The organism is Burkholderia sp. E168m22 (assembly GCF_001319805.1).
GTDB lineage: Bacteria > Pseudomonadota > Gammaproteobacteria > Burkholderiales > Burkholderiaceae > Burkholderia > Burkholderia orbicola.
The window spans coordinates 1-25,164 of sequence record NZ_BBSK01000040.1 but is presented as its reverse complement, the minus strand read 5'-3'; the positions used below and the strand labels follow the sequence as shown (position 1 = coordinate 25,164).

The following is a 25,164-nucleotide window of genomic DNA, read 5'->3' as shown; positions in this document are numbered from 1 at the left end:
GGGCGGCCTCCACCCGGGGCCGCCCGTTCGCTTCGCCCGGCCGTACACGTCCGGCCGGGAAGCAACAGGATTTCCCCATCATGTCTCTGTTCTCGTTTCTGGGCGCACTGGAGATCGGCCTGATCTTCAGCCTCGTCGCCCTCGGGGTGCTGATCTCGTTTCGCATCCTCAACTTCCCCGACCTCACCGTCGACGGCAGCTTTCCGCTCGGCGGCGCTGTCGCCGCGACGCTGATCTCGGCCGGCCATGACCCGTTCACGTCGACCGTGATCGCGATCGTCGCGGGCGCGCTGGCCGGCTTCGTCACCGGCTGGCTGAACGTGCGCCTGAAGATCATGGATCTGCTCGCCAGTATCCTGATGATGATCGCGCTCTACTCGGTGAACCTGCGGATCATGGGCCGGCCGAACGTGCCGCTGATCACGGAGCCGACGCTCTTCACCGTGCTGCAGCCCGACTGGATGCCCGATTACGTGCTGCGCCCGGCGCTGCTCGCGATCGTCGTCGTGGTCGCGAAGCTCGGCCTCGACTGGTTCTTCTCGTCGCAGCTCGGCCTCGCGATGCGCGCGACCGGCGCGAACCCGCGGATGGCGCGTGCGCAAGGCATCGCGACCGGCCGTGCGACGCTCGCCGGGATGGCGTTGTCGAACGCGCTCGTCGCGCTCGCGGGCGCCCTGTTCGCGCAGACGCAGGGCGGCTCGGACATCTCGATGGGGATCGGCACGATCGTGATCGGGCTGGCCGCGGTGATCATCGGCGAGACGCTGCTGCCCGCGCGCCGGCTGGTGCTGACGACGCTCGCCGTCGTGCTCGGCGCGATCGTCTACCGCTTCTTCATCGCGCTCGCGCTGAACAGCGAATTCATCGGCCTGAAGGCGCAGGACCTGAACCTCGTGACGGCCGCGCTCGTCACGATCGCGCTGGTGCTGCCGGCGACGCGCAAGAAGCTGTTCGCGCGCAAGAACGGAGGGGCATGACATGCTGTCCGCACACGATCTCAAACTCACGTTCAATCCCGGCACGCCGATCGAGACGCGCGCGCTGCGCGGGCTGTCGCTCGAGATTCCCGACGGCCAGTTCGTCGCGGTGATCGGCTCGAACGGCGCCGGCAAGTCGACCTTCCTCAATGCGGTCAGCGGCGACCAGCGCGTCGATGCGGGGCGCATCGCGATCGACGGCACGGACGTCACGCGCAAGGCCGCGTGGGATCGCGCGCACCTCGTCGCGCGCGTGTTCCAGGACCCGATGGCCGGCACCTGCGAGGCGCTGACGATCGAGGAGAACATGGCGCTCGCGATGGCGCGCGGCACGCGGCGCGGTTTTCGCGCGGCGCTCGACCGGCCGTCGCGCGAGCTGTTCCGTGACAAGCTGCGGCTGCTGAACCTCGGGCTGGAAAACCGGCTGACCGACCGGATCGGGCTGCTGTCGGGCGGCCAGCGGCAGGCGGTGAGCCTGCTGATGGCGTCGCTGCGGCCGTCGCGAATCCTGCTGCTCGACGAGCACACGGCCGCGCTCGACCCGAAGACGGCCGCGTTCGTGCTGGAGCTGACCGCGCGCATCGTCGCCGAGAGCAAGCTGACGACGATGATGGTCACGCACAGCATGCGGCAGGCGCTCGACTACGGCGACCGCACGGTGATGCTGCACCAGGGGCAGGTCGTGCTCGACGTGTCGGGCGAGGCGCGTCGCGGGCTCGACGTGCCGGACCTGCTGCAGATGTTCGAGAAGGTGCGGCACGAGCAGCTCGACGACGACGCGCTGTTGCTCGGCTGACGGGCCGCTGACCGCTGACCAACGGCCGACGGGCCGGCGCGCCGTGGCATGACGGGCGCGTCGGCTTCTCCCTGATTTCTTCCGACGAAAACCGGTTTTACACCGGTGCTGTGCGGCGCGGACGCATTGCCATATACTGTATATCCATACAGTTGTGGGTGGCGTCATGCTCGCATCCTCCATTGCTCCCGAATCCCTTCATCCGTCCCTTTGGCGCGGCTCGCAGCTCGCGCGCGGCGGTCCGCGCACGATCGACACGGGCTTCGCGCCGCTGTCGGCCGAGCTCCCGGGTGGCGGCTGGCCGGTCGGCGGCCTCGTCGAACTGCTGGCCGCGCAGCCGGGCTGCGGCGAGATGCGGCTGCTCGCGCCCGCGCTCGCCCGCAGCGTCAGCGCGCGGCGGCCGCTCGCGCTCGTCGCGCCGCCGCAGTCGCCGCATGCCACCGCGCTCGCCAGTCTCGGCGTGCCGGCCGATACGCTGCTGTGGCTGCGCGCCGGTAGCCGCACCGATGCGCTGTGGGCCGCCGAGCAGGCGCTCAAGACCGGCTGTTGCGGCGCGCTGCTGCTCTGGCAGGACGCGCGGCCCGATGCGCTGCGGCGCCTGCATCTCGCGGCCGCGCGCACCGGCGACACGCTGTTCGTGATGCTGCGTCCGCTGTCGGCCGCGCGGCAGCCGTCGCCGGCCGTGCTGCGCGTCGCGCTGTATCCGGTGCCGGGCGGCGTGTCGCTCGACATCGTCAAGCGTCGCGGGCCCGCGCGCAGCGAGCCGCTCGTGCTCGATTTGCCGTCGCCCATCGTGGAGAGCCGCTATGCGCGTCTTGCTCGGCATCCATCTGCCGCGCCTGCCGCTCGACGTGTGCGCCCCGCCGCCGTCTGACGCGGCGGCCGGCGAGGCCAGCGAGGCAGGCTGCGCGGTGCTCGAGCAGGGGGTCGTGCTGATCGCCGATGCGGCCGCGCGCCGGCAGGGCGTGCGCGCGGGCATGAAGCGCGGCGGCGTGCTCACGCTCGCGCCGGACACGCTGCTCGTCGAACGCGATCCCGCCCGCGAAGCCGATGCGCTGCGCGCGGTCGCGCTCGCGTTGCTGCGCTTCTCGCCGTGCGTCGCGCTCGGCGACGAAGCCACGCTGATCGTCGACGTCGGCCCGAGCCTGCGGCTGTTCGGCGGGCTGCCGTCGCTGTGCCGACAGGTGCGTGCGACGCTCGCGGCGCTCGGCTACGCGGCGCGCCTGTCCGCCGCGCCGACCGGATGCGGCGCGTGGCTGCTCGCGCGCACGTCGGCGCGGGCACGCATCCGGCGCCGTGTCGCGCGCCAGGGCTCGCTCGTCCGCACGCTCGATCGGTTGCCGTGCGTGCTGCTGCCCGATGCGCGTCCGTATGCGGGCTGGTTCGACGGCCTCGGCTGCCGCACGCTCGCCGATCTGCGCCGCCTGCCGCGCGCGGGGCTGCAGCGGCGCTGCGGTCCCGCGCTGCTGGCCGCGCTCGATCGGGCGTACGGCGAAGCGGTCGAGCCGCTCGCGTGGATGGCGGTGCCGCCCGTGTTCGACGTGCGGCTCGAATTGCCGGAGCGCGTCGAATACGCGGAAGCCGTGCTGTTCGCCGCGCGGCGGCTCGTCGTGCAGCTGTGCGGCTGGCTGGCCGCGCGGCAACTGTCGCTGGCCGCGATGACCTTCGATCTCGAGCACGAGCGCGGCCGCCAGGCCGTGCCGCCGACCCCGCTCGAGCTCGCGTTCGCGGCGCCCGTGCGCGACGAAGCGCATTTCATGCGGCTGCTGGGCGAGCGGCTCGCGCGCGTCGAGTTGCCGGCCGCGGTGATCGCGGTGCGGCTGAAGGCCACGCGCGTCGAATCGGTCGCGCCGCCGGCCGACGATCTTTTTCCCGAGCCGGGCGGTACGCGCGAGACGCGCGAGCGGTTGTTCGAACTGCTGGTCGCGCGGCTGGGCGCGGACAACGTGCTGCGCGCGGCGCCTGTCGCCGATTACCGGCCCGAAGCCGCGAACCGTTGGCTACCGCTCGATGCGCAGCCCGGCAAGCCCGCTGCTGTTTCACCCGCCGCGCCGCCGCGTCCCGCGTGGCTGCTGGCCGAACCGCTGCCGTTGCTGATGCGCGGCGAGCGGCCGGTATTTCATACGCCGCTCCGGATGATGTCGTCGGCCGAGCGGATCGAGGCCGGGTGGTTCGACGGGCAGCTCGTTGCACGCGATTACCACGTCGCGCAGGACGAAGAGGGTGCGTGCTATTGGGTGTTCAGGGAGCGGACGAGCAGTCAGGCTGCGCCGCGCTGGTTCCTGCACGGCCTGTTCGGGTGAACGAAGATGGTTGCGGAATTCAGTTTGCTGCCCGATTACGCGGAGTTGTTCTGCCGCTCGAATTTTTCGTTCCTGCATGGCGCATCGCATGCGGAGGAACTGGTCGAGCGTGCGGTGAAACTCGGCTATCGCGGGATCGCGATCACCGACGAATGCTCGCTCGCCGGCGCGCCGCGCATGCATGTCGCCGCTAAAGAGAAAGGGCTGCCGCTCGTCATCGGTTCGTATTTCGACGTCACGCCGGATGAAGTCGCACCCGGCCACGACCCGGGCCCCGGTGCGTTCGGGCTCGTGTTGCTCGCGCAGAACCGCGAAGGGTACGGCAATCTGTCCGAGCTGATTTCATGGCGGCGGATGGAGGCTCCGAAGGGGACGTACAAGCTGACGTCGCGGATGCTGTCGGCGCCGCCAGCGAAGTTTGCACACCTGCGCGGGATGCCCGACTGCTTCGCGATTCTCGTGCCGACGTATCCGGTGCGGGCGGACGTGCTCGATGCGCAGGTCGCGTGGTTTCGCGCGACGTTCGGCGAGCGTGCGCGGCTCGGGCTCGTGCAGTTGCAGCGCGCGCTCGACGGCGTGCAGCGCGACGAGATTCGTGCGGCCGGCAAACGGCGCGGCGTGCGACTCGTCGCGCTCGGCGACGTGACGATGCACGTGCGCTCGTGCAAGCCGCTGCAGGACGTGATGACGGCGATTCGTGTCGGGATGCCGGTGGCCGAGTGCGGCTATGCGCTCGCGCCGAATGCGGAGCAGCATCTGCGTTCGCGCGGGCGGATCGCGAAGTTGTTTTCGGCGGAAGAGATTGGCGAGACGTGCGCGATGCTCGATGCGTGCGATTTCGATCTCGACGATTTGAAGTATGAATATCCACTCGAACTCGTGCCGCGCGGACACACGCCGACCAGTTACTTGAAGCAGGAGACGTGGGCAGGTGTCGCTCGACGCTATTGGAATGGTGTGCCGGAGAAGGTGGCAAAGCAGATCCGGTATGAACTTGCCCTGATCGCGAAACTGGAATACGAGCCGTTTTTCCTGACCGTCTACGACATCGTCAAATACGCGCGCAGTCAGAACATCTTGTGCCAAGGGCGGGGTTCGGCCGCGAACTCGGTGGTCTGCTACTGCCTCGGCATCACCGAAGTGAATCCCGATCAGAGCACGATGCTGTTCGAGCGTTTCATCAGCGAGGAACGCGGCGAGCCGCCTGATATCGACGTCGACTTCGAGCATCAGCGCCGTGAGGAAGTGATCCAGCATATCTACGCGAAATACGGACATGATCGCGCGGCGCTTGCCGCCGCCGTTTCGACGTATCGTCCGCGCGGCGTGCTGCGCGAAACCGGCAAGGCGCTCGGTGTCGATCCGATGCTGGTCGACCGCGTCGCGAAGGGCCATCGCTGGTTCGACGGCAGCCGCGATCTGCTGCAGCAATTCGCGTCGACCGGGCTCGATCCGGCGACGCCGATCATTCAGACATGGGCCGAACTGGCGGGGCGCCTGCTCAACTTTCCGCGCCACCTGTCGCAGCATTCGGGCGGCTTCGTGATCAGCCGCGGCAAGCTCACGCGGCTCGTGCCGGTCGAAAATGCGGCGATGGACGGGCGGCGCGTGATTCAGTGGGACAAGGACGATCTCGAAGCGCTCGGGCTGATGAAAGTCGACGTGCTCGCGCTCGGCATGCTGTCGGCGCTGCATCGCGCGTTCGACCTGCGCACCGCGTGGCGCGGGCCAGCGAAGGATGGCAAGCCATTCACGCTGAAACACATTCCGCAGGATGACAAGGCAACCTACGACATGATCTGCCGTGCCGATACCGTCGGCGTGTTCCAGATCGAATCGCGCGCGCAGATGTCGATGCTGCCGCGGCTGAAGCCTCGCAACTACTACGATCTCGTCGTCCAGGTGTCGATCGTGCGGCCCGGTCCGATTCAAGGCGGCGCGGTGCATCCGTATTTGAAGCGGCGCAGGATCGTGGCCGGAGAAGAGAAGGGGGAGGTCACGTATCCGAGCGACGCGCTCAAGGAAGTGCTCGTTCGCACGCTGGGTGTGCCGATCTTCCAGGAGCAGGTGATGCAGATCGCGATCGTCGCCGCGGGTTTTACACCCGGCGAAGCGGATGGCTTGCGCCGCGCGATGGCCGCGTGGAAGCGCAAGGGTAATCTCGAGAAATATCAGGACAAGATCATCAGCGGGATGCTCGAACGCAACTACACGCGCGAATTCGCCGAACAGATCTTCGAGCAGATCAAGGGCTTCGGCGAATACGGTTTCCCGGAAAGCCACGCCGCCAGCTTCGCGAAACTCGCGTACGCGAGCAGCTGGCTCAAATGCCACGAACCCGCGATCTTCCTCGCCGCGCTGCTGAACAGCCAGCCGATGGGGTTCTACCCGCCGTCGCAGCTCGTGCAGGACGCGAAGCGTCATCGCGTGAAGGTGCTGCCGATCGACGTCACGCAAAGCGGTTGGGAAGCGTCGCTCGAAGCACTGCCCGACCAGCCGCCCCCACATGGTCAACCGGCCGTGCGGCTCGGCCTGTCGCTCGTGCGCGGCCTGAGCGAAGCCGCCGCGCGGCGCATCGAGGCCGCTCGCACCGCCGGCCCGTTCGATAGCATCGACAGCCTTGCCCGCCGCGCGCAGCTCGAACGCCGCGATCTCGAGGCGCTCGCCGCGGCGAACGCGCTCGCGACGCTCGCCGGCCATCGCCGCGATGCGCTGTGGCAGGCCGTCGCCGCGGCGCCGGAGCGCGACCTGCTCGCCGCCGCGCCGATCGACGAGGCGGAGCAGCCCGCGCTCGGCGCGCCGTCGGAAGCCGACGACATCCTCGCCGACTATCACACCACCGGCCTCACGCTGAACCGCCACCCGGTCGCGTTGCTGCGGCCGGCGCTGCGCGCGCAGCGGCTGTCGTCCGCGGCCGAGTTGCGCGACCGTCCCGACGGCCGGCTCGCACGCGCATGCGGACTCGTGATCGCGCGACAGATGCCGGGCACCGCGAAGGGCGTGATGTTCATGACGCTCGAGGACGAAACGGGCTGCGTGAACGTGATCGTCCGGCCCGAACTGCTCGCGCGGCAGCGCCGCGAAACGCTCGATTCGCGGCTGCTTGCGGCGTCCGGCGTGTGGCAGGTCGTGAGCGACGTGCGGCACCTCGTCGCGCAGCATTTCGAGGATCTGACGCCGCTGCTCGGCGGCCTGCGCACGTCGAGCCGCGAATTCCACTGATCCGTGCGTCGCACCGGCGCTCTGTCGTCGATGCATACCAGTCAGTCAAATTGGTTCTATTCTGGTCTCATATTCGTGCCGGAAACCCGGCCGGTCCCCGCACTGGAACTGTCCCTTTGCATACCACTTCGGGTAAATCCCTATCCCGCGCCGCGTTGTAAACAAAGGCTTTGCCGGCACTAAAACGCTTGCCGCGCAAGGCTTTCGGCGATTTCCGCGGCGCTAATACCAGTTCGTTGACTGGTATTATGGTGGTTATATAATGCGTTCACTTTCGACGGTCACGGATCGTCGTCCGACACCCGGAGGCACATGGAAACCGGCTGGTCCGAACTGGCGCCCGACCCCCTCGACGACACGCCGCTCTATTTGCAGCTCGCCCGCAATCTGGCGAGCGCGATCCACGCCGGCGCGTGGCGGGCCGGCGAGGCGCTGCCGTCGGAGCGGCTGCTGTCGGGGTCGGTCGGCGTGTCGCGAATCACCGCGCGTCGTGCGCTCGCGCTGCTGGTCGAGCAGGGCCTGATCAAGCGAGCGCGCGGCGCGGGCAGCTTCATCACGCCGCGCGTCGCCGATCCGCTGTCGCGGCTCGTCGGCTTCACCGCGAAGATGCAGCAGCGCGGCTTCGTGCCCGATTCGGTGTGGCTGTCGCGCACGCTGCGCGCCGCGAGCCGTGACGAGCTCACGCATCTCGGCCTCGCGCCCGGCGCGACGGTGGCGCGGCTCGAACGGCTGCGCCGCGCGGACGGCATCGTGATGGCCATCGAGCATTCGACGCTGCCGGCCGCGGTGGTGCCCGATCCGCAGGCGCTCGGCGCGTCGCTGTACGAATACCTCGATACGCGCGGCATGACCGTCGTGCGCGCGCTGCAGCACTTTCGCGCGGCGAATGCCACGCACGCGATCGCGAAATGGATGGCGGTGAAGCCGGGCTCGGCATTGCTGGTGATCACGCGCGTCGGCTACGGCGCCGACCAGCGTGCGATCGAAGTGACCGAAACGTATTGCCGCGACGACTACTACGACTTCGTCGCCGAACTGAAACGCTGACGCGCGAGACTGCCCGCGCATCCCGCGCGATCGCGATGGAACGCAATCGCGCGCAATGAATCGCAACGGATTGGCACATCACGACGCGGACGCTCGCGTCACCCGATCATCAAGAGAACGTCATGCTGACTGGCAACATCCTCACCCCCGACGGCTGGATTCACGGTTCGCTCGATAGCGAGAACGGCCGCATCACCACGCTCGACGGCACGCCCGTCGATCCCGCGACGAACGACGCGCCGTACATCCTGCCCGGCTTCATCGACCTGCACGTGCATGGCGGCGGCGGCGCAGACGTGATGGAAGGCGGCGACGCGATCGAGACGATCGTCCGCACGCACGCGCAATTCGGCACGACGAGCCTGCTCGCGACGACGATGACCGCGCCGCGCGACGAGCTGATGGAAGTCGTCGCGAACCTCGGCACCGTCGCGCGGAACCGCACGCCGGGCGGCGCGCGCGTGCTGGGCGTGCATCTCGAAGGCCCGTACATCAACCCGGGCAAGCTCGGCGCGCAGCCCGACGCGGCCGTGTCGGCCGTGCTCGACGAGGTGCTGAAGTACCTGTCGATCGCGCCGATTCGCGTCGTCACGCTTGCGCCGGAAATCACGGGCCACATCGAGATCATCGGCGAGATGGCCGCGCGCGGCGTACGCGTGCAGCTCGGCCACTCGCTCGCGACCTATGACGATGCGGTCGCCGCGCTCAAGCACGGCGCATGCGGTTTCACGCACCTGTTCAACGCGATGTCGCCGCTGCATCACCGCAACCCGGGCCTCGTCGGCGCGGCGCTCGCGCACGCCGAATACGCGGAAATCATCCCTGACCTGCTGCACGTCCACCCGGGTGCGATCCGGGCGGCGCTGCGCGCGATTCCGCGCCTGTACGTCGTGACCGACAGCACGTCCGCCACCGGCATGCCCGACGGTGAATACCGACTCGGCAGCCAGCACGTGACGAAGTGCCTCGGCGGCGTGCGGCTCGCCGACGGCACGCTCGCCGGCAGCACGCTGACGATGGACCAGGCGCTGCGCAACCTCGTGTCGCTCGGCCTGCCGATCGCCGACGTGTCGAACCGGATGTCGCGCTACGCGGCCGACTACCTCGGCGTCGCAGATCGCGGCCGCCTCGAGCGCGGCGCCTGGGCCGACCTCGCGGTGTTCGATCGCGACCTGAACCTCACCGCGACCTATGTCGAAGGAGAATCGATTGTCGAATATGCTTAAGGAAGCGCGCGAGTCCGCCCAGGTCGTCGCCGCGCAGATCGCCGACACCACGCGCGTCGAAGCGCTCGCCGGCCAATTGCTCGATCACCCGCCGGCCGTCGCGCTGACGGTCGCGCGCGGCAGCTCGGATCACGCCGCCAGCTATTTCGCGAGCCTGACGATGAGCCGCCTCGGCGTGCCCGTCGCGTCGCTGCCGATGTCGGTCGCGACGCTGCAGCAGGCGCCGCTGAAGGTGCAGGACCAGCTCGCGCTCGCGTTCTCCCAGTCGGGCAAGAGCCCCGATCTCGTCAACACGATGGCCGCGCTGCGCGAAGCCGGCGCGCGTACCGTCGCCGCCGTGAACGTGCTGCCGTCGCCGCTCGCCGATGCGTGCGAGCACCAGTTGCCGCTGCTGGCCGGCCCCGAACTGTCGGTCGCCGCGACCAAGAGCTATATCGCGATGCTGTCGGCTTCCGCGCAGATCGTCGCGTACTGGCAGCGCGACGCCGCGCTGATCACCGCATTGCGCGGCCTGCCCGACGTGCTCGCGCAGGCCGGCCGGCTCGACTGGTCGCCGGCCGTCGCGGCGCTCGCGGGCGTCGAACGGATGATCGTGATCGGCCGCGGGCTGGGCCTCGCGATCGCGCAGGAAGCCGCGCTGAAGCTGAAGGAAACGTCCGGCATCCAGGCCGAGGCGTTCTCGAGCGCCGAAGTCCGCCACGGCCCGATGGAACTGATCGACCGCGACTATCCGCTGCTCGTGTTCGCGCCGCCGGGGCCCGAGCAGGCCGGCCTGCTGCAGCTCGCCGCCGACATGCGCGCACGCGGCGCCGCCGTGCTGCTCGCGGCGCCCGCCGGCACGCCCGGCGTATCGACGCCCGGCGTATCGGGCACCGTGCTGCCGCTCGCGCAGTCCGCCCATTCGGCGCTCGACCCGATCGCCGCCATTCTTTCGTTCTACGTGATGGCGGCGGATCTCGCCGTCGCACGCGGCCGCAATCCCGACACGCCGCGCCACCTGAACAAAGTCACCGAAACGCACTGATAGCCGAGAAAGCCGATGAGACGCGCCGAGGAATCCCAGTTGAAGAGCCCCAACCACGATCAGATCGTTCTGCTTAGCCCGTTGACGGGGCCGATCGTCGCACTGGCCGACGTGCCCGATCCGGTGTTCTCCGGCGGGATGTTCGGCGACGGCATCGGCGTCGACCCGCTCGCGGGCCGGCTTGTCGCGCCGTGCGCGGGCGTCGTGTCGCATCTCGCGCGCACCGGCCACGCGGTGACGATCACGACGCCGCAAGGCGCGGAAGTGCTGCTGCACATCGGCATCGACACCGTCGAGCTGAACGGGCAGGGCTTCATCGCGCACGTCGAAGCCGGCGCGCGCGTCGAAGCGGGCGCGCTGTTGATCGAGTTCGACCAGGACGCGGTGGCGCGAAACGCGCATTCGCTCGTGTCGGTGATCGCGATCGCGAATTCCGACGCGTTCGAGGTGGTCGAGCGCGCGAGCGGTTTCGCGACGGCCGGCGAGACGCCGTTGCTCGCGCTGCGCGGCAAGGGCGAAGCCGCCGCGCAGGCAGCGCAGGCCGGTGCGGCCGCGCACAACGAAGTGCGTCGCGAGATCGTGCTCGCGCAGCCGGGCGGCCTGCATGCGCGGCCGGCCGCGCGGGCACGTGAAGCCGCGCGCGGCTTCGACGCGACCGTCGACGTGCTGTTCGACGGCCGCAAGGCGTCGATCGCGAGCGTCGTCGGCCTGCTCGGCCTCGGCGCCGGCGAAGGCGCGACGGTCGAGCTGGTCGGCCGCGGCGCGCACGCGCAACAGGCCGTCGATGCGGTCGAGCGCGAGTTGCTGCGCGAAGCGCACGGCGAAGTGGAAGAAAAGCCGGCGCGGCTGAAATCGCCCGCGCCGCAGGCGGTCGCACGCCACGCCGGCGCGCCGATTGATCCGAACACGCTCGCCGGCGTGTGCGCGGCGCCCGGCATCGCGGTCGGCACGCTGGTGCGTCTCGACGATGCGGACATCGTGCCGCCCGAGCAGGCGACCGGCACACCGGCCACGGAAAGCCGCCGGCTCGATCAAGCGCTGAAGACGGTCGACGCCGAACTTACCGAAACGGTTCGCAGCGCGTCGGCGCGCGGCGCGGTCGGCGAAGCGGGCATCTTCGCGGTGCATCGCGTGCTGCTGGAAGACCCGACGCTGGTCGACGCGGCGCGCGACCTGATCAGCCTCGGCAAGGGCGCGGGCTTCGCGTGGCGCGCGACGATCCGCACGCAGATCGACACGCTGTCGAAACTCGACGACGCGCTGCTCGCCGAACGCGCGGCCGATCTGCGCGACATCGAGAAGCGCGTGCTGCGCGCGCTCGGCCACACGAGCGGCGCCGCGCGTGTGCTGCCCGACGAAGCCGTGCTCGCGGCCGAGGAATTCACGCCGTCCGACCTGTCGTCGCTCGATCGCGAACGCGTGAGCGCGCTCGTGATGGCGCGCGGCGGCGCGACGTCGCACGCGGCGATCATCGCGCGGCAGCTGGGCATCCCGGCGCTGGTGGCGGTCGGCGATGCGCTGTACGCGATTCCGGACGGCACGCAGGTGGTCGTCGATGCGAGCGCGGGCCGGCTCGAACACGCGCCGACCGCGCTCGACGTCGAGCGCGCGCGGCACGAGCGCCAGCGCCTGGACGGCGTGCGCGAGGCGAACCGGCAACAGGCCGGCGAGGCGGCCGCGACCATCGACGGCCGCGCGATCGAGGTCGCCGCGAACATCGCGACGCTCGACGATGCGAACACCGCGGTCGACAACGGCGCGGACGCGGTCGGCCTGCTGCGCACCGAACTGATGTTCATCCATCGCCAGGCCGCGCCGACGGCGGTCGAGCACCAGCAGAGCTACCAGTCGATCGTCGACGCGCTGCAGGGCCGCACGGCGATCATCCGCACGCTCGACGTCGGCGCGGACAAGGAAGTCGACTACCTGACGCTGCCGCCCGAACCGAACCCGGCGCTCGGCCTGCGCGGCATCCGTCTCGCGCAGGTGCGCCCCGATCTGCTCGACGATCAACTGCAGGGCCTCCTTGCGGTGAAGCCGTTCGGCGCGGTGCGCATCCTGCTGCCGATGGTGACCGACGCGGGCGAGCTCGTGCGGTTGAAAAAGCGCATCGACGAATTCGCGCATGCGCAGGGCCGCACCGAGCCGATCGAGGTCGGCGTGATGATCGAGGTGCCGTCGGCCGCGCTGCTGGCCGATCAGCTCGCGCAGCACGCGGATTTCCTGTCGATCGGCACCAACGACCTCACGCAATACACGCTCGCGATGGACCGCTGCCAGGCCGATCTCGCCGCGCAGTCCGACGGCCTGCATCCGGCCGTGCTGCGCCTGATCGACATCGCGGTGCGCGGCGCCGCGAAACACGGCAAGTGGGTGGGCGTCTGCGGCGCGCTCGGCGGCGATCCGCTCGCGGTGCCGATCCTGGTGGGCCTCGGCGTGACCGAACTGTCGGTCGACCCGGTGTCGGTGCCGGGCATCAAGGCGCGTGTGCGCCGTCTCGATTACCCGTTGTGCCGTCAGCGCGCGCAGGATCTGCTCGCGCTCGATTCGGCACAGGCAGTAAGGGCAGCAAGCCGCGAGGTCTGGCCGCTCGACTGAGCGTCGACGGCAGGTTCGCGGCCCGTTTCACGACGAAGAAGGCAAGTAGGTCAACGACGATTAACGACGATTAATGACGAGACATGGATTGGAGGACTGAATGAACGGGAATCCGTTTCTGAAAATACAGGGCCTGGGCCGGGCACTGATGCTGCCGATCGCAGTATTGCCGGTCGCCGGCATCCTGCTGCGACTCGGCCAGCCGGACGTGTTCAACATCAAGATGATCGCCGACGCCGGCGGCGCGATCTTCGACAACCTGCCGCTCCTGTTCGCGATTGGCGTGGCGGTCGGCTTCGCGAAGGACAACAACGGCGTGGCGGCGCTCGCGGGCGCGATCGGTTACCTGATCGAAACCGCGATCATGAAGGACATCGATCCCAAGCTGAACATGGGCGTGCTGTCCGGGATCATCGCGGGGGTCGTCGCGGGCCTGCTGTACAACCGCTACAAGGACATCAAGCTGCCGGACTACCTCGCGTTCTTCGGCGGCAAGCGCTTCGTGCCGATCATCACCGGGCTGGTCTGCGTGATATTGGGCATCGCGTTCGGGTACGTGTGGCAGCCGATCCAGCATGCGATCGACGCGGCCGGCCAGTGGCTGACGACGGCGGGCGCGATCGGTGCGTTCGTGTTCGGCTTCCTGAACCGCCTGCTGCTCGTCACCGGCCTGCACCACATCCTCAACTCGCTCGCGTGGTTCGTGTTCGGCAACTTCACGCCGCCCGCCGGCGGCGAGATCGTGCACGGCGACCTGCACCGCTTCTTCGCGGGCGACCCGACCGCGGGCACCTTCATGGCGGGCTTTTTCCCGATCATGATGTTCGGCCTGCCGGCCGCGTGTCTCGCGATGCTGCACGAAGCACCGAAGGAGCGCCGCGCGATGGTCGGCGGCCTGCTGCTGTCGATGGCGCTGACGTCGTTCCTGACCGGCGTGACCGAGCCGATCGAATTCAGCTTCATGTTTCTCGCGCCGGTGCTGTACGTGATCCACGCGGTGCTCACCGGGCTGTCGCTCGCGATCTGCCAGATCCTCGGCGTGAAGCTCGGCTTCACGTTCTCGGCCGGCGCGATCGACTACGTGCTGAACTACGGGCTGTCGACGAAGGGCTGGATCGCGATCCCGCTCGGCATCGCGTACGGCGTCGCGTACTACGGGCTGTTCCGCTTCTTCATCCGCAAGTTCAACATGGCCACGCCGGGCCGTGAGCCGGCCTCGGCCGATGCGGCCACGGAGTCGTACGCACCGGGCGGCTTCGTCGCACCGGCCGCGGGCGCGGCTGCGACGGCTGCCGCACCTCGTGCGCAACGCTACATCGCCGCACTCGGCGGGGCCGGCAACCTGTCGGTCGTCGACGCGTGCACGACGCGCCTGCGCCTGACCGTCGTCGATCCGGAGCAGGTATCGGAGCCGGCACTGAAGTCGATCGGCGCGCGCGGCGTGCTCAAGCGCGGCGGCAACAGCGTGCAGGTGATCATCGGGCCCGAGGCCGACATCATTGCCGACGAGATGCGCGCCGCGATTGGTGGCGGTGCGACCGGTGCCGCATCGGCCGCGCCGGCTGCTGCCGCGCAGCCCGTCACGGGCGCGGCCGCCGGCCCGCTCGATCCGGAACCGACCCGCTGGCTCGCGGTGTTCGGCGGGGCGACCAACGTCGCGTCGCTCGATGCGGTGGCCACCACGCGCCTGCGCGTGGTCGTGCGCGACCCGTCGGCGGTCGATCGCGAGCGTCTCGGCGCGCTCGACGTCGCATGGGTGTCGCTCGATACGTTCCACATCGTCTGCGGCAACGCGGCGGCACGCTATGCCGAACAGCTCGGCGCGCGCCTGCCGCCGTCGGGCGGCGGGGCGGCGGCACAACCGGCGTGATGCGGTGAGGCCGGCCTGATCGATCCGCGCGGCGGATACGGGCCGGCGGTCAACAGAGGTCAAAGGAAAACGGCTTGCGACGTGTGCGTCGCAAGCCGTTTTTGCTTTGGCGAAGGCCGTGTGCGATAAGTGTGCGATAAGCGATGCGTGGGTCCGCATCGCCTGCCGCTCAACTGCCTGGCCGTTCACCCGTTCACGGATTCGTCAGCGTGAAGGTCGGCTTCCGGTAGCCGACCCCGGCGCGCTCCAGCTTCGGCAATTCGCGTTGCGTGAGCAGCGTCGCGAAGCCGGCCCAGTCGCGCTGCAGCGCGGCGATGTCGACATGATGCGTGTCGCCGCGCTTGAAGCGCACGCCGGCCGCATACGGCAGCTCCCAGTCGGCCCGGTGCCACGCGCGCTCGGCCAGCGCGAGCAGCCGCGGATAGGTCATGTATTCGAGGAAGGTGTCGTTGCGCATCACCTCGCCCCACGCCTGGCCCTGCATGCCTTCGATGCGCGGCGCGGGGCCCGTGCCCGTCACCTCGAACGGGTTGCCGTCGCGGTCGCCCATCACTTCTGCGTTCTGCGGCAGGTTCTCCGGCGCGAGCGAGAACACCTTGTACTCGTCGGTCGCGTGCGAGCCCCAGTAGTAGCCGCGCTCGCGCGGATTGAGCGTGTACGGGAAGTCGAAGTACAGGTAGTCGGGCAGCGCGAGCACCGTCTGGTAGCCCTTGCCGCTCAGGTCGCGCGCGCTGTCCGACGCACCCCAGAAGATCGTGTCCCACAGCGACACCATCACGTGGCGCGTGCTGAAATCCTGCGGCCCGTTCGCATGCTTGATGCCGTCCTGCCACGCGGCCATCGTGCCGATCCCGTTCGCGTTGACCGCCGCACTCACCTGTTTCGCGAAACGCGTCGGCAGCTCGTCGATCGACTTGATCTCGCCGCGCTGGAGCAGCGCCGTGCAAGCCGGCGACCGTGCCCACGGCTTGTCCTGCGCGGCGAGATCGATGCGCCCCTTGTTCGGATCGGTGCCGTTGAGCGCCTGGAAGCCGCCGCCGAGGAAGATGTTCTTCGCTTCGTCGCCGCCGTAGTGCCAGGTCTGCAGCGGCGCCTGCGCGTCCGCGTGCATCGCCGCGATCTCGCGGATCACCTTCGACGCGAAGTTGAGCGCGCCCGGCACGCACGGGTTCAGGTCGCTGCGCCGATCGTAGAACTGCACCGTCGTCAGGTTCGTCGTGTCCTGCGGGTCGAGCAGCCGGTACGCGTTCGCTTCCTGCTCGCGGCCCGCCGCATGCAGCCGCCGGTAGCGCGCCTCCATCGTCACGACGGCCGCGCGCGCATGCGCGGGCATGTCGATCTCGGGGATGATCTGCACGAAGCGCGCGGCCGCATAGCGCACGAGCGCCACGTAGTCGTCGCGCGTCAGGTAGCCGCCGCCCGAGCGATTGTCGGGGCCGGAGCCGAGCTGCGGCAGCAGGCAGCGCGTCTCGCTCGGGTCGTGGCAGCGGCGCGAGCCGATCTCGGTCAGCTCGGGCAGGCCGGGAATCTCGATGCGCCAGCCTTCGTCGTCGGACAGATGCAGGTGCAGGCGGTTGAGCTTGTACGCGCTCATCTGGTCGATCAGGCGGCGCAGCGTCGCCGGCTGCTTGAAGTTGCGCGCGAGGTCGACGTGCATGCCGCGATGCGTGAAGCGCGGTGCATCCTCGACGAGCATCGCCGGGATCGGGCCGCCGCCGGCCGGCGCGAGCGAGTAGAGCGTCTGTACGCCGTAGTAGAGGCCCGCGCGATCGTAGCCTTCGATCAGCACGCCGCGCGGCCCGATCGCGAGCCGATAGCCGCCCGGTGTCGCGATGTCGGCCGGCAGCCGGCGCGGCGCGACGAAGCCGCGCACCGGCACGCGAGCGCCGTCGAGCCCGAGGGTCGTCGCGCGCTCGTGCAGCGCCGCGACCTGCGCGTCCGGCAGATCCTGCAGCGCGAGTTCGACGCCGCGCAGCTCGAGCGTGCCGGGCAGCGGCAGTTCGCGCTTCACGCTGGGCAGCGCGCGGCCCGGATCGGGTCGTGCGGCCACCGGCGGCGCGTTGCCGGTCGAGTTGTTCTGCGCGTCGGCCGGCAGCGATTCGACGTAGCGCAGCTCGTTGTCGGTGTCGTTGTAGCGCAGCACGGCCGGCGGTGCGCCGTCGACGACGACGTACGGACGCGGAATCACGTCGCTGTAGCGCAGCAGCCAGTATTCGGCGACGAACGGCAGCTCGATGCGCTCGCCGGGCGCGAGCCGCACCGAGCCCGGCTGCGGCGTCAGTTCATACAGGTCGCCGGTGAGCCGCCGCAGCGCGAAGCCGGGCCGGTCGATCCGCAGCAGGCGGCGGATGCTGTGCAGATAGAGCTTCCAGCCGCCGTCGGCGATCGCCTGGTGGCCGCGGTTCTGCAGGATCAGGCGGCCGGTCGCGCAGGCCGCGCCGTCGGCGCCGAGATCGGCGCACGGCACGCCGGCCGCGGCCGCGTGGTTGTTGTCGACGGCGACGCGCAACGCGAGGCCGTTCGACAGCTGCGTCGCGAGGCTGGCTGCTTGTGCGGTGGCCGCCGGCGCGGCGCCGGCGTTCGCGTTGGCGGCGCCCGACGCCGGTACCGCGGCGATCGCGGCAGGCGGCAACACCGCGATCAACAGGCCGGCAATGAGGGATGGCAAGGTACGCTTCATTCGAACTCCTGAGAAAAAGGGGGCGTAGCGACGCCGTGACGCGACGTCGCTGCGATCGGGTCTTTCAGTGGAGCCTGCGGGAGATACCGGCACGCGAGGCGATGCGGCTGCACCACGTGCATTCGGCACGCGGGAGCGTGCGTTACGGAACGGGCGGCGGGCATGCGTGCCGATCGGATCGGCGCGGCGGCGTGCGCGGATTCATCGGCGGCCCATGGCGTTCGCCGCGGCGACGAGGCGGCCACGGCCGGCGGCGCTCGGTTGGCCGCGCACGAGCGCGACGACGGCGCGCGCCGTGGCGCACGGACGTCGAGATGACGCGCAGGCGCACGCCACACACGGGATTCGCATGTCTCCCCCACCCAGAAGGATTCGGCCTGTCAGCGGCCGTGTCCAACGATCTTATGAAACCTTTTATTGGTATTCAAGTGGTATCAATCTGGCGCTAAATTGGCATCGCCGGGCGACGCCTGCCAGCGCGGACAGGACGAAAAAAAACCTCGCACGAAGCGAGGTTCTTTTCCCTTCCGGGCGGCGCCGGTGCGTCAGTCGCGCCGCGCACGCACGGGCGCTTCCTGCGTCTTCTGCCGCGCTTCGAGCCACATCGCGTTGACGATGCCGAACGACAGCGCGACGCCGATACCGAGAATCCAGCTGAAATACCACATGATCCGACTCCTTGCGAAACGGTGGGCGAGGGCGCCCGCGCACCCCGGCCCGGTTCAATGCGTCAATACATCGAGTGCGTGTTCTCTTCGAGCGTCTGGTGCGTGACCTTGCCGCGCATCACGCGATACACCCAGCTCGTGTAGAGCAGCACGATCGGCAGGAACACGATCACCGCGAACAGCATCACCTGCAGCGTCATGTGGCTCGACGTCGAATCCCACACGGTCAGGCTGCTGCGCGGGTCCAGCGACGACGGCATGATGAACGGGAACATCGAGAAGCCCGCGGTCAGGATCACGCCGGTGATCATCAGGCCCGTGCAGAAGAACGCCGTCTTCTCCTGCTTCGAGCCGGCGAGCAGCAGCGCCAGCACGCCGCCCGCGATCCCGACGACGGGCGCCGCGATCATCCACGGATAGTCGCCGTAGTTCGCGAGCCACAGGCCCGAACCGGCGGCGACGTCCTTGAGCAGCGGGTTCGCGACGGTGTCGGTCGGCGCCGCATGGGTGATGTGGAAGCCGCCGATATAGGAGGCTACCAGCACACCGGCCAGCACGAACAGCACGACCGCGAGGAACGACGCGACGCGCAGCGCGATCGACGCACGGCGCGCGATCACGCCGTCGGTCTTCATCTTGATGAACGCGGCGCCGTGCGCGACGAGCATCGTGAGGCTGACGAGCCCGCACAGCAGCGCGAACGGGTTCAAGAGCGCCCAGAAGCCGCCGTAGTAGGTCACGCGCAGGTCGCTGTCGAACTTGAACGGCACGCCCTGCAGCAGGTTGCCGAACGCGACGCCGAACACCAGCGCCGGCACGAAGCCGCCGGCGAACAGGCCCCAGTCCCAGCCCGCGCGCCAGCGCGGGTCCGGCCGCTTGCTGCGGTAGTCGAAGCCCACCGGCCGGAAGAACAGCGCGAACAGCACGAGCAGCATCGCGAAGTAGAAGCCGGAGAACGACGCCGCATAGACGAGCGGCCAGGCCGCGAACATCGCGCCGCCGGCCGTGATCAGCCACACCTGGTTGCCTTCCCAGGTCGCGCCGACCGTGTTGACGATGATGCGGCGCTCCTCGTCGGTCTTGCCGAGGAACGGCAGCAGCGCGGTCGCGCCCATGTCGAAGCCGTCGGTGACGGCGAAGCCGATCAGCAGCACGCCGACGAGCAGCCACCAGATCAGCTTGAGAGTTGCATAGTCCATAGCGATTCCTTGTTCGGTTGCGAGGGCGTGCTCAGACCGCGGCCCGCTCGCCGGCAGCGGCGAGCTCGTGGTGATAGCGGCCGGTATGCAGCGACGACGGGCCGAGGCGTGCGTACTTGAACATCAGCTTGATCTCGATGACGAACAGCGCGGTGTAGAACAGGATGAAGCCGGCGAGGCTCAGGTACAGGTCGCTCGGCTGCAGGCTCGACGCGGACAGGTGCGTCGGCAGCACGCCGGCGATTGTCCACGGCTGGCGGCCGAGCTCGGCGACGATCCAGCCGAATTCGATCGCGATCCACGGCAGCGGGATCGCCCACACCGCGTAGCGCAGGAACCAGCGGCGGTTGTCCTGCAGCAGTTGCCGCCGAGCGCAGAACCAGAACGCGGCAACGAACGTCGCGACGAACAGGAAGCCGAGGAACACCATGATCCGGAACGAGAAGAACACCGGCGCGACGGGCGGGATCGTCTTCTTCGCGGCGGCCTTGATCTGCTCGGGCGTCGCGTCGGTCACGTTCGGCGTGAACTGCTTGAGCATCAGCCCGTAGCCGAGATACTGCTTGTGCTGGTCGAACAGCGCGCGGGTCGCGTCGCTCGTGTCGCCCTGCTTGAGCTTCTGCAGCGCGCCGTACGCGATCATCCCGCTCTGGATGTGCTCCTCGCTGTGCTTCGCGAGATCGCGCAGGCCGATCACCGGTTCGTCGATCGAGCGCGTCGCGATCAGGCCGAGCGCGTACGGGATCTTGATCGCGTAGTCGGTGCGCTGTTCCTCCTGGTTCGGGATGCCGATCAGCGTGAACGACGCGGGCGCCGGCTGGGTTTCCCATTCGGATTCGATCGCGGCGAGCTTCATCTTCTGCACTTCGCCGGTCGTATAGCCCGATTCGTCGCCGAGCACGATCACGCAGAGCGTCGCCGCGAGGCCGAAGCCGGCCGCGACCGCGAACGAGCGCAGCGCGAAATCGACGTCGCGCTTCTTCAGCAGGTACCACGACGACACGCCGAGCACGAACATCGCCGCCGACACGTAGCCGGCCGACACCGTGTGCACGAACTTCACCTGCGCGACCGGGTTGAACAGCACGTCGAACAGGCTCGTCATCTCCATGCGCATCGTCTGGTAGTTGAACTCGGCGCCGACCGGGTTGTTCATCCAGCCGTTCGCGACGAGGATCCACAGCGCCGACAGGTTCGAGCCCAGCGCGACGAGGAACGTGACGATCAGGTGCTTGACCTTCGACAGGCGGTTCCAGCCGAAGAAGAACAGGCCGACGAACGTCGATTCGAGGAAGAACGCCATCAGGCCTTCGACCGCGAGCGGCACGCCGAAGATGTCGCCGACGTAGTGCGAGTAGTACGACCAGTTCGTGCCGAACTGGAATTCGAGCGTGATGCCGGTCGTCACGCCCATCGCGAAGTTGATCCCGAACAGCTTGCCCCAGAACTGGGTCATGTCCTTGTAGACCTGTTTGCCGGTCATCACGTAGACGGCTTCCATGATGACGAGCAGCCAGGACAGGCCGAGCGTCAGCGGCACGAACAGGAAGTGGTAGAGCGCCGTGATGCCGAACTGTAGGCGTGACAGATCGACGACTTCACTACTTATCATGGTGGTCTCCCTCGGTAGAGGCGGGCGCCGGCACCGAGAGCAGCTTCTCGGCGACGGCGGCAGGCGGCAACGACATGTGCTCGGCCTGCGGATGATTGAAGAATGCGTATTTGAGCGACATCAGGAGGATCAGCTTGACGATCAGCACCAGGGTGATGTCGCGGGCGAGGGTCGGTCCGCGTGCCCACGCGGCGATGCGCGCACGCCAGCCGATCGTGCCGGCCGGCCGCGAGGGCGGCGCAGGCTCTTTATTGATCGAGATCAAGGCGATTATCCTGAATCGATTTACGTCGGATTGGGGGCGACTTTACGTCGGATTTATGACGGCCGTGAAGCTGTTTTAATCCTTGTGCGCCTGACATGCCAATTTTAAAAGGACTGCTTTCCGATGCCGAGTGCTGCGCTGCGGCAGACCGTCGCGAAACGCGGGGTAAAAATTGAGGTGGATCAAGGTTATGCGGAAGGGCACCGCAAATGGCGTAATACCCGATGAATCAGGTCAATTAATCGGCGAAGAAACGGAGCGTGAAACGCGTTGAAAAGCGGGGGAAAAGCAGCGGAAAAACGGACGAAAAAAAACCGCTGCCGGGGCAGGCAGCGGTTTTCGATGAAGCGCTCTAAATCGCTGGGATTTACGAGTATTCGGCGAGGGCCGTGCGCATCTTCTTCATCGCGCTCGCTTCGATCTGGCGGATGCGTTCCGCCGACACACCGAACTCGGCGGCGAGATCGTGCAGCGTCGAGCCGCCCGAGCCGTCGTCGTCGACGTGCAGCCAGCGCGCCTCGATGATGCGGCGGCTGCGCGCGTCGAGCGCGTCGAGCGCCTGCGCGATGCCGTCCGTCTGCAGCATGTCGCGCTGACGTGCGGCCAGCACGGCGGTCGGCTCGTTGTGCGAGTCGGCCAGGTAGGCGATCGGCGCGTACGACTCCTCGCCGTCTTCCACCTGGCCTTCGAGCGCGATGTCGCCGCCCGACCAGGCGCGTTTCCATCTCGGTGACTTCCTCGCGCTTGACGTTGAGCTCCTGCGCGAGGCCGTCGATTTCCTCGGGCGTCATCGCCTGCATGCTCTTCTTGTGGCTGCGCAGGTTGAAGAACAGCTTGCGCTGCGCCTTCGTGGTCGCGACCTTCACCATGCGCCAGTTGCGCAGGATGTACTCGTGGATCTCGGCCTTGATCCAGTGAATCGCATACGACACCAGGCGCACGTTTTGCGCCGGGTCGAACCGCTTCACGGCTTTCATCAGGCCGATGTTGCCTTCCTGGATCAGGTCGCCGTGCGGCAGGCCGTAGCCGAGATAGTTGCGCGCGATCGACACGACGAGACGCAGGTGCGACAGCACGAGGCGGCGCGCCGCGTCGAGGTTGTTGTCCTCGCGGAATTCGGTTGCGTAGCGGCGTTCCTCTTCGGCGGTCAGCAGCGGAATGCGATTGACGGCCTGGATGTACGCGTCGATGTTGCCGAGCTGGCCGGGCAACATCGATTGGGCTGCGAGCGCCAGCGAGCCTGCCGATTCGGCCTTGGCCGGCGTCGGGCTCAGCGTGTTCGGGAGGGTCAGGGCGTGGCTCACTAAAAAACTCCTTTGGAATCAGGGACAAACCCCGGTCTCGAATGAGATTCCGTGGGTCATCTTAGCACTCCCGCAATACGAGTGCTAATTCCTTAGAGCGGGCGGGGGCATCGGAGTTCCCGGTTTTTCTATCGAATCGGTTGAGTCGATAGTCTATTCTGCGACAGGGGCGGCGCCGTGAAGTTCCGTAAGCCGTTGTTTCTGATGGGAATCAGTAGACGATTTCGATTTTTGTCGTTTTGGAAGCAAACAATTTCGCTTCGTGATGCCGATCCGAAAAGTCCTTTACCATACCATTCAGTTCGCTCGGGCCCGGCCGTTGCGGCAGGCTCCATTCAACCCACAAAGTTGGAGTGTCAGATGAACAATAAGAAGAATCGCCGGCCCGGCAGCCGGCTGGTGCTGCATGCGATGCTGGCAGCGTCTCTTCTGGGCGGATCCGGTGCGGCTTTCGCGGATCGATGGGGGATCCAGGCGGGCGGCGGGTTTTCGGATCGTCGCGGGATCGACAAGGCCGATATCGGCGTCGTATGGGACCCGGGCTGGAACTGGTGGGAAATCGGCGGCTGGCACTTCGCGTTCGTCGTCGAAGGGCACGCCGGCTACTGGCACACGGGCGGCAACGTCCACGGCAACATCGGCGAGTTCGGCGTCACGCCGATGTTCCGTTTCATCAAGAGCAGCGGGCAGATTCGCCCGTTCATCGAGGCGGGCGGCGGCGTCCGGCTTCTGACGCACCCGACGATCTCGGACAATTTCTCGCTGTCGACCGCGTTCCAGTTCGCGCCGACGGGCGGCGTGGGCGTGCAGTTCGGCCAACGGCAACAGTATCAGGTCGGCTACCGTTTCGAACATGTGTCTAACGCGGGTATCAAAGAGCCGAATCCTGGTATAAATTTCCACCAGTTCTACCTGCAGTACAACTTCTGATCCGTACGCCCGTGCAAGGCGGGCGCGTTGCCGAGGAGTCAGGCGATGGCGAAGGTGGTCGATGCGATCCGCGCGCTCGAGCGCGACCGGTTCCGGGCGATGGTGGACGGCGACGGGGAGGCGCTCGCCGCGCTGCTGTCGGACAAGGTGTTTTTCGTCCATACCAACGGCAAGCGCGAAACCAAGCAGCAGTTCATCGACGCCATCGTCGCCGGCCGCCGCCGCTATCGCCAGATCGAAATCCAGTCGCAGGACGTGCTGCCGGTCGGCGACGAGACCTGCGTCGTCACCGGCCGCGCGTTGATCGAGATGGAAACGAACAACGGCGGCCTCGTCTTCCCGATTGCCTATACGTCCGTCCACACGCACGACCAGGGCCGCTGGTGCCTGTTCGCGTGGCAGGCGACGCGGTGCGCGACCGAGACGTGAGCGCGGGTGACGCGCCTTTTCATGTCCCGACCGAAGCGGCCTTCTGAGCCGCTTTTTGCTGCCTCGTGCGGCGCGGATCGCGCGGCGCACGGGCGGTCACGCACCGCTCGCTGACCTTTCAACCCTGCATCGAAGCCCGGTGCTCAGGCCGCCGCGCGTCGATCGGCGCAGTGCCATGCCGAGCGGTTGATCGCGCTGACGACCGCATCGAGTGCCGCGCTCGCCGCATCGGCGTGCACGCCGACCCCGTGCCGCAGCGGCGCGTCGCCGACCCGGCAGCCGACCGATACCGCGATCCGGCCGTCCGCGGTGCGCGTGTGTTCGCACGACGCGACGTCGATCGCGGCGCCGGCGGCCGTCGCAAATGCCGCGGCGAAACGTCGCACGGCGTCGTCGGGCGTCGCGTCGGCGGCGGGCGCCACCGCGATCTCGCGGTTTTGCCAGCGCGCGCCGCTGCCATGGCGTGCGGCCGGGCCGTCGGTCTCGAAGAATTCGCGGGAGAACAGCGCGCAGATCGCGTCGCCCGTCACTTCCTCGCCCGACGCGTCGGCGAGCGTCTGCACCGCATGACTGAACTCGATCTGGACGCGGCGCGTCGGCGTGAAGCCCATCCCGCGCTCGAGCAGGAACGTCGCGCCGCCCTTGCCAGACTGGCTGTTCACGCGGATCACCGCGTCATAGCTGCGGCCGAGGTCGGCCGGGTCGATCGGCAGGTACGGCACCTCCCAGATCGCATCGGGGCGCTGCTGCGCGAAGCCCTTGCGGATCGCGTCCTGGTGCGAGCCCGAGAACGCGGTGAACACGAGGTCGCCCGCGTACGGGTGGCGCGGATGCACGGGAATCTGGTTGCAGCGCTCCACGACGCGGCGCACCGCGTCGATGTCGGAGAAATCGAGGCCCGGGTCGATGCCTTGCGTGTAGAGGTTCAACGCGAGCGTGACGAGATCGACGTTGCCGGTGCGCTCGCCGTTGCCGAACAGGCAGCCCTCGATGCGGTCGGCGCCCGCGAGCAGC

Annotated in this window: 17 protein-coding genes and 2 pseudogenes; 12 read left to right on the top strand and 7 right to left on the bottom strand. The window is 68.3% G+C overall.

The annotated features are described in order from the left end of the window. Positions 1–80 precede the first annotated feature (80 nt). The 10 genes from AP428_RS11755 to nagE all read left to right on the top strand — a co-directional run bounded on the left by AP428_RS11755 (position 81) and on the right by nagE (position 15,063). Positions 81–977 carry an ABC transporter permease gene (locus AP428_RS11755; protein ID WP_011546267.1) on the top strand — a complete coding sequence of 299 codons (897 nt, stop codon included), beginning with the start codon at positions 81–83 and terminating at the stop codon, positions 975–977. Between the two features lies 1 nt (position 978). Further along, positions 979–1,773, top strand: coding sequence for an ABC transporter ATP-binding protein (locus AP428_RS11750; protein ID WP_006477746.1), 795 nt, complete (start codon positions 979–981; stop codon positions 1,771–1,773). 166 nt (positions 1,774–1,939) lie between these two features. Then, a complete protein-coding gene (gene imuA / locus AP428_RS11745) occupies positions 1,940–2,647 on the top strand; it encodes a translesion DNA synthesis-associated protein ImuA (protein WP_053525953.1) in 708 nt (235 codons plus the stop codon). Continuing rightward, the gene (locus AP428_RS11740; RefSeq protein ID WP_054928062.1) at positions 2,580–4,076 is read left to right on the top strand and encodes a DNA polymerase Y family protein; all 1,497 of its coding nucleotides are present in this window, start codon (positions 2,580–2,582) and stop codon (positions 4,074–4,076) included. Before imuA ends, AP428_RS11740 begins: the two co-directional genes overlap by 68 nt. Before the next feature lie 6 nt (positions 4,077–4,082). After that, a complete protein-coding gene (locus AP428_RS11735; RefSeq protein WP_054928061.1) occupies positions 4,083–7,298 on the top strand; it encodes an error-prone DNA polymerase in 3,216 nt (1,071 codons plus the stop codon). Positions 7,299–7,610: 312 nt separating this feature from the next. After that, positions 7,611–8,345 (top strand): GntR family transcriptional regulator, encoded by a 735-nt coding sequence (locus AP428_RS11730; protein WP_011546263.1) that lies wholly within the window; start codon positions 7,611–7,613, stop codon positions 8,343–8,345. 122 nt (positions 8,346–8,467) lie between these two features. Then, the gene (gene nagA / locus AP428_RS11725; protein WP_011546262.1) at positions 8,468–9,571 is read left to right on the top strand and encodes an N-acetylglucosamine-6-phosphate deacetylase; all 1,104 of its coding nucleotides are present in this window, start codon (positions 8,468–8,470) and stop codon (positions 9,569–9,571) included. Next, positions 9,564–10,595, top strand: coding sequence for an SIS domain-containing protein (locus tag AP428_RS11720; protein ID WP_011546261.1), 1,032 nt, complete (start codon positions 9,564–9,566; stop codon positions 10,593–10,595). Before nagA ends, AP428_RS11720 begins: the two co-directional genes overlap by 8 nt. 15 nt (positions 10,596–10,610) lie before the next feature. Further along, positions 10,611–13,193: a phosphoenolpyruvate--protein phosphotransferase gene (gene ptsP, locus AP428_RS11715; RefSeq protein ID WP_011546260.1), complete on the top strand. Its 2,583-nt coding sequence runs from the start codon at positions 10,611–10,613 to the stop codon at positions 13,191–13,193. 100 nt (positions 13,194–13,293) lie between these two features. Further along, positions 13,294–15,063, top strand: coding sequence for an N-acetylglucosamine-specific PTS transporter subunit IIBC (gene nagE / locus AP428_RS11710; protein ID WP_054928060.1), 1,770 nt, complete (start codon positions 13,294–13,296; stop codon positions 15,061–15,063). 193 nt (positions 15,064–15,256) lie between these two features. Here nagE and AP428_RS11705 read toward each other — a convergent pair whose 3' ends face one another. The 6 genes and pseudogenes from AP428_RS11705 to rpoH form a co-directional block, all read right to left on the bottom strand. Beyond that, positions 15,257–17,743 (bottom strand): family 20 glycosylhydrolase, encoded by a 2,487-nt coding sequence (locus tag AP428_RS11705; RefSeq protein ID WP_054928059.1) that lies wholly within the window; start codon positions 17,741–17,743, stop codon positions 15,257–15,259. A gap of 545 nt (positions 17,744–18,288) precedes the next feature. Next, entirely contained in the window at positions 18,289–18,411 is a 123-nt protein-coding gene (cydX, locus tag AP428_RS34350) for a cytochrome bd-I oxidase subunit CydX (RefSeq protein WP_006477761.1), read from the bottom strand. Positions 18,412–18,473: 62 nt separating this feature from the next. Beyond that, positions 18,474–19,610 (bottom strand): cytochrome d ubiquinol oxidase subunit II, encoded by a 1,137-nt coding sequence (gene cydB, locus AP428_RS11700; protein ID WP_006477762.1) that lies wholly within the window; start codon positions 19,608–19,610, stop codon positions 18,474–18,476. Between the two features lie 31 nt (positions 19,611–19,641). After that, the gene (locus AP428_RS11695; RefSeq protein WP_006477763.1) at positions 19,642–21,222 is read right to left on the bottom strand and encodes a cytochrome ubiquinol oxidase subunit I; all 1,581 of its coding nucleotides are present in this window, start codon (positions 21,220–21,222) and stop codon (positions 19,642–19,644) included. Continuing rightward, a complete protein-coding gene (gene cydP / locus AP428_RS11690) occupies positions 21,212–21,493 on the bottom strand; it encodes a cytochrome oxidase putative small subunit CydP (protein ID WP_027806881.1) in 282 nt (93 codons plus the stop codon). The genes AP428_RS11695 and cydP overlap by 11 nt, the downstream gene beginning before the upstream one ends. 361 nt (positions 21,494–21,854) lie before the next feature. After that, positions 21,855–22,791: pseudogene (gene rpoH / locus AP428_RS11685) on the bottom strand (RNA polymerase sigma factor RpoH). 360 nt (positions 22,792–23,151) lie between these two features. On the opposite strand from rpoH, the gene pagL reads away from it, so the two are divergent. Together pagL and AP428_RS11675 are read left to right on the top strand one after the other, a co-directional pair. Further along, the gene (pagL, locus tag AP428_RS11680) at positions 23,152–23,721 is read left to right on the top strand and encodes a lipid A 3-O-deacylase PagL (protein ID WP_011546256.1); all 570 of its coding nucleotides are present in this window, start codon (positions 23,152–23,154) and stop codon (positions 23,719–23,721) included. Between the two features lie 45 nt (positions 23,722–23,766). Continuing rightward, positions 23,767–24,150: a nuclear transport factor 2 family protein gene (locus AP428_RS11675; RefSeq protein ID WP_006477767.1), complete on the top strand. Its 384-nt coding sequence runs from the start codon at positions 23,767–23,769 to the stop codon at positions 24,148–24,150. Positions 24,151–24,293: 143 nt separating this feature from the next. Here AP428_RS11675 and AP428_RS11670 read toward each other — a convergent pair. Further along, positions 24,294–25,164, bottom strand: a pseudogene (locus tag AP428_RS11670) (2-isopropylmalate synthase); the annotation flags it as partial.

What these genes read in the sequence shown, in the direction of transcription:
- AP428_RS11755 (WP_011546267.1), top strand. Translation starts at nt 81, where the DNA reads ATGTCTCTGTTCTCGTTTCTGGGCGCACTGGAGATCGGCCTGATCTTC.
- AP428_RS11740 (WP_054928062.1), top strand. Translation starts at nt 2,580, where the DNA reads ATGCGCGTCTTGCTCGGCATCCATCTGCCGCGCCTGCCGCTCGACGTG.
- AP428_RS11720 (WP_011546261.1), top strand. Translation starts at nt 9,564, where the DNA reads ATGCTTAAGGAAGCGCGCGAGTCCGCCCAGGTCGTCGCCGCGCAGATC.
- imuA (WP_053525953.1), top strand. Translation starts at nt 1,940, where the DNA reads ATGCTCGCATCCTCCATTGCTCCCGAATCCCTTCATCCGTCCCTTTGG.
- cydB (WP_006477762.1), bottom strand. Translation starts at nt 19,610, where the DNA reads ATGGACTATGCAACTCTCAAGCTGATCTGGTGGCTGCTCGTCGGCGTG.
- nagE (WP_054928060.1), top strand. Translation starts at nt 13,294, where the DNA reads ATGAACGGGAATCCGTTTCTGAAAATACAGGGCCTGGGCCGGGCACTG.
- AP428_RS11750 (WP_006477746.1), top strand. Translation starts at nt 979, where the DNA reads ATGCTGTCCGCACACGATCTCAAACTCACGTTCAATCCCGGCACGCCG.
- AP428_RS11675 (WP_006477767.1), top strand. Translation starts at nt 23,767, where the DNA reads ATGGCGAAGGTGGTCGATGCGATCCGCGCGCTCGAGCGCGACCGGTTC.
- AP428_RS11705 (WP_054928059.1), bottom strand. Translation starts at nt 17,743, where the DNA reads ATGAAGCGTACCTTGCCATCCCTCATTGCCGGCCTGTTGATCGCGGTG.
- nagA (WP_011546262.1), top strand. Translation starts at nt 8,468, where the DNA reads ATGCTGACTGGCAACATCCTCACCCCCGACGGCTGGATTCACGGTTCG.
- AP428_RS11695 (WP_006477763.1), bottom strand. Translation starts at nt 21,222, where the DNA reads ATGATAAGTAGTGAAGTCGTCGATCTGTCACGCCTACAGTTCGGCATC.
- ptsP (WP_011546260.1), top strand. Translation starts at nt 10,611, where the DNA reads ATGAGACGCGCCGAGGAATCCCAGTTGAAGAGCCCCAACCACGATCAG.
- AP428_RS11730 (WP_011546263.1), top strand. Translation starts at nt 7,611, where the DNA reads ATGGAAACCGGCTGGTCCGAACTGGCGCCCGACCCCCTCGACGACACG.
- pagL (WP_011546256.1), top strand. Translation starts at nt 23,152, where the DNA reads ATGAACAATAAGAAGAATCGCCGGCCCGGCAGCCGGCTGGTGCTGCAT.
- cydX (WP_006477761.1), bottom strand. Translation starts at nt 18,411, where the DNA reads ATGTGGTATTTCAGCTGGATTCTCGGTATCGGCGTCGCGCTGTCGTTC.
- AP428_RS11735 (WP_054928061.1), top strand. Translation starts at nt 4,083, where the DNA reads ATGGTTGCGGAATTCAGTTTGCTGCCCGATTACGCGGAGTTGTTCTGC.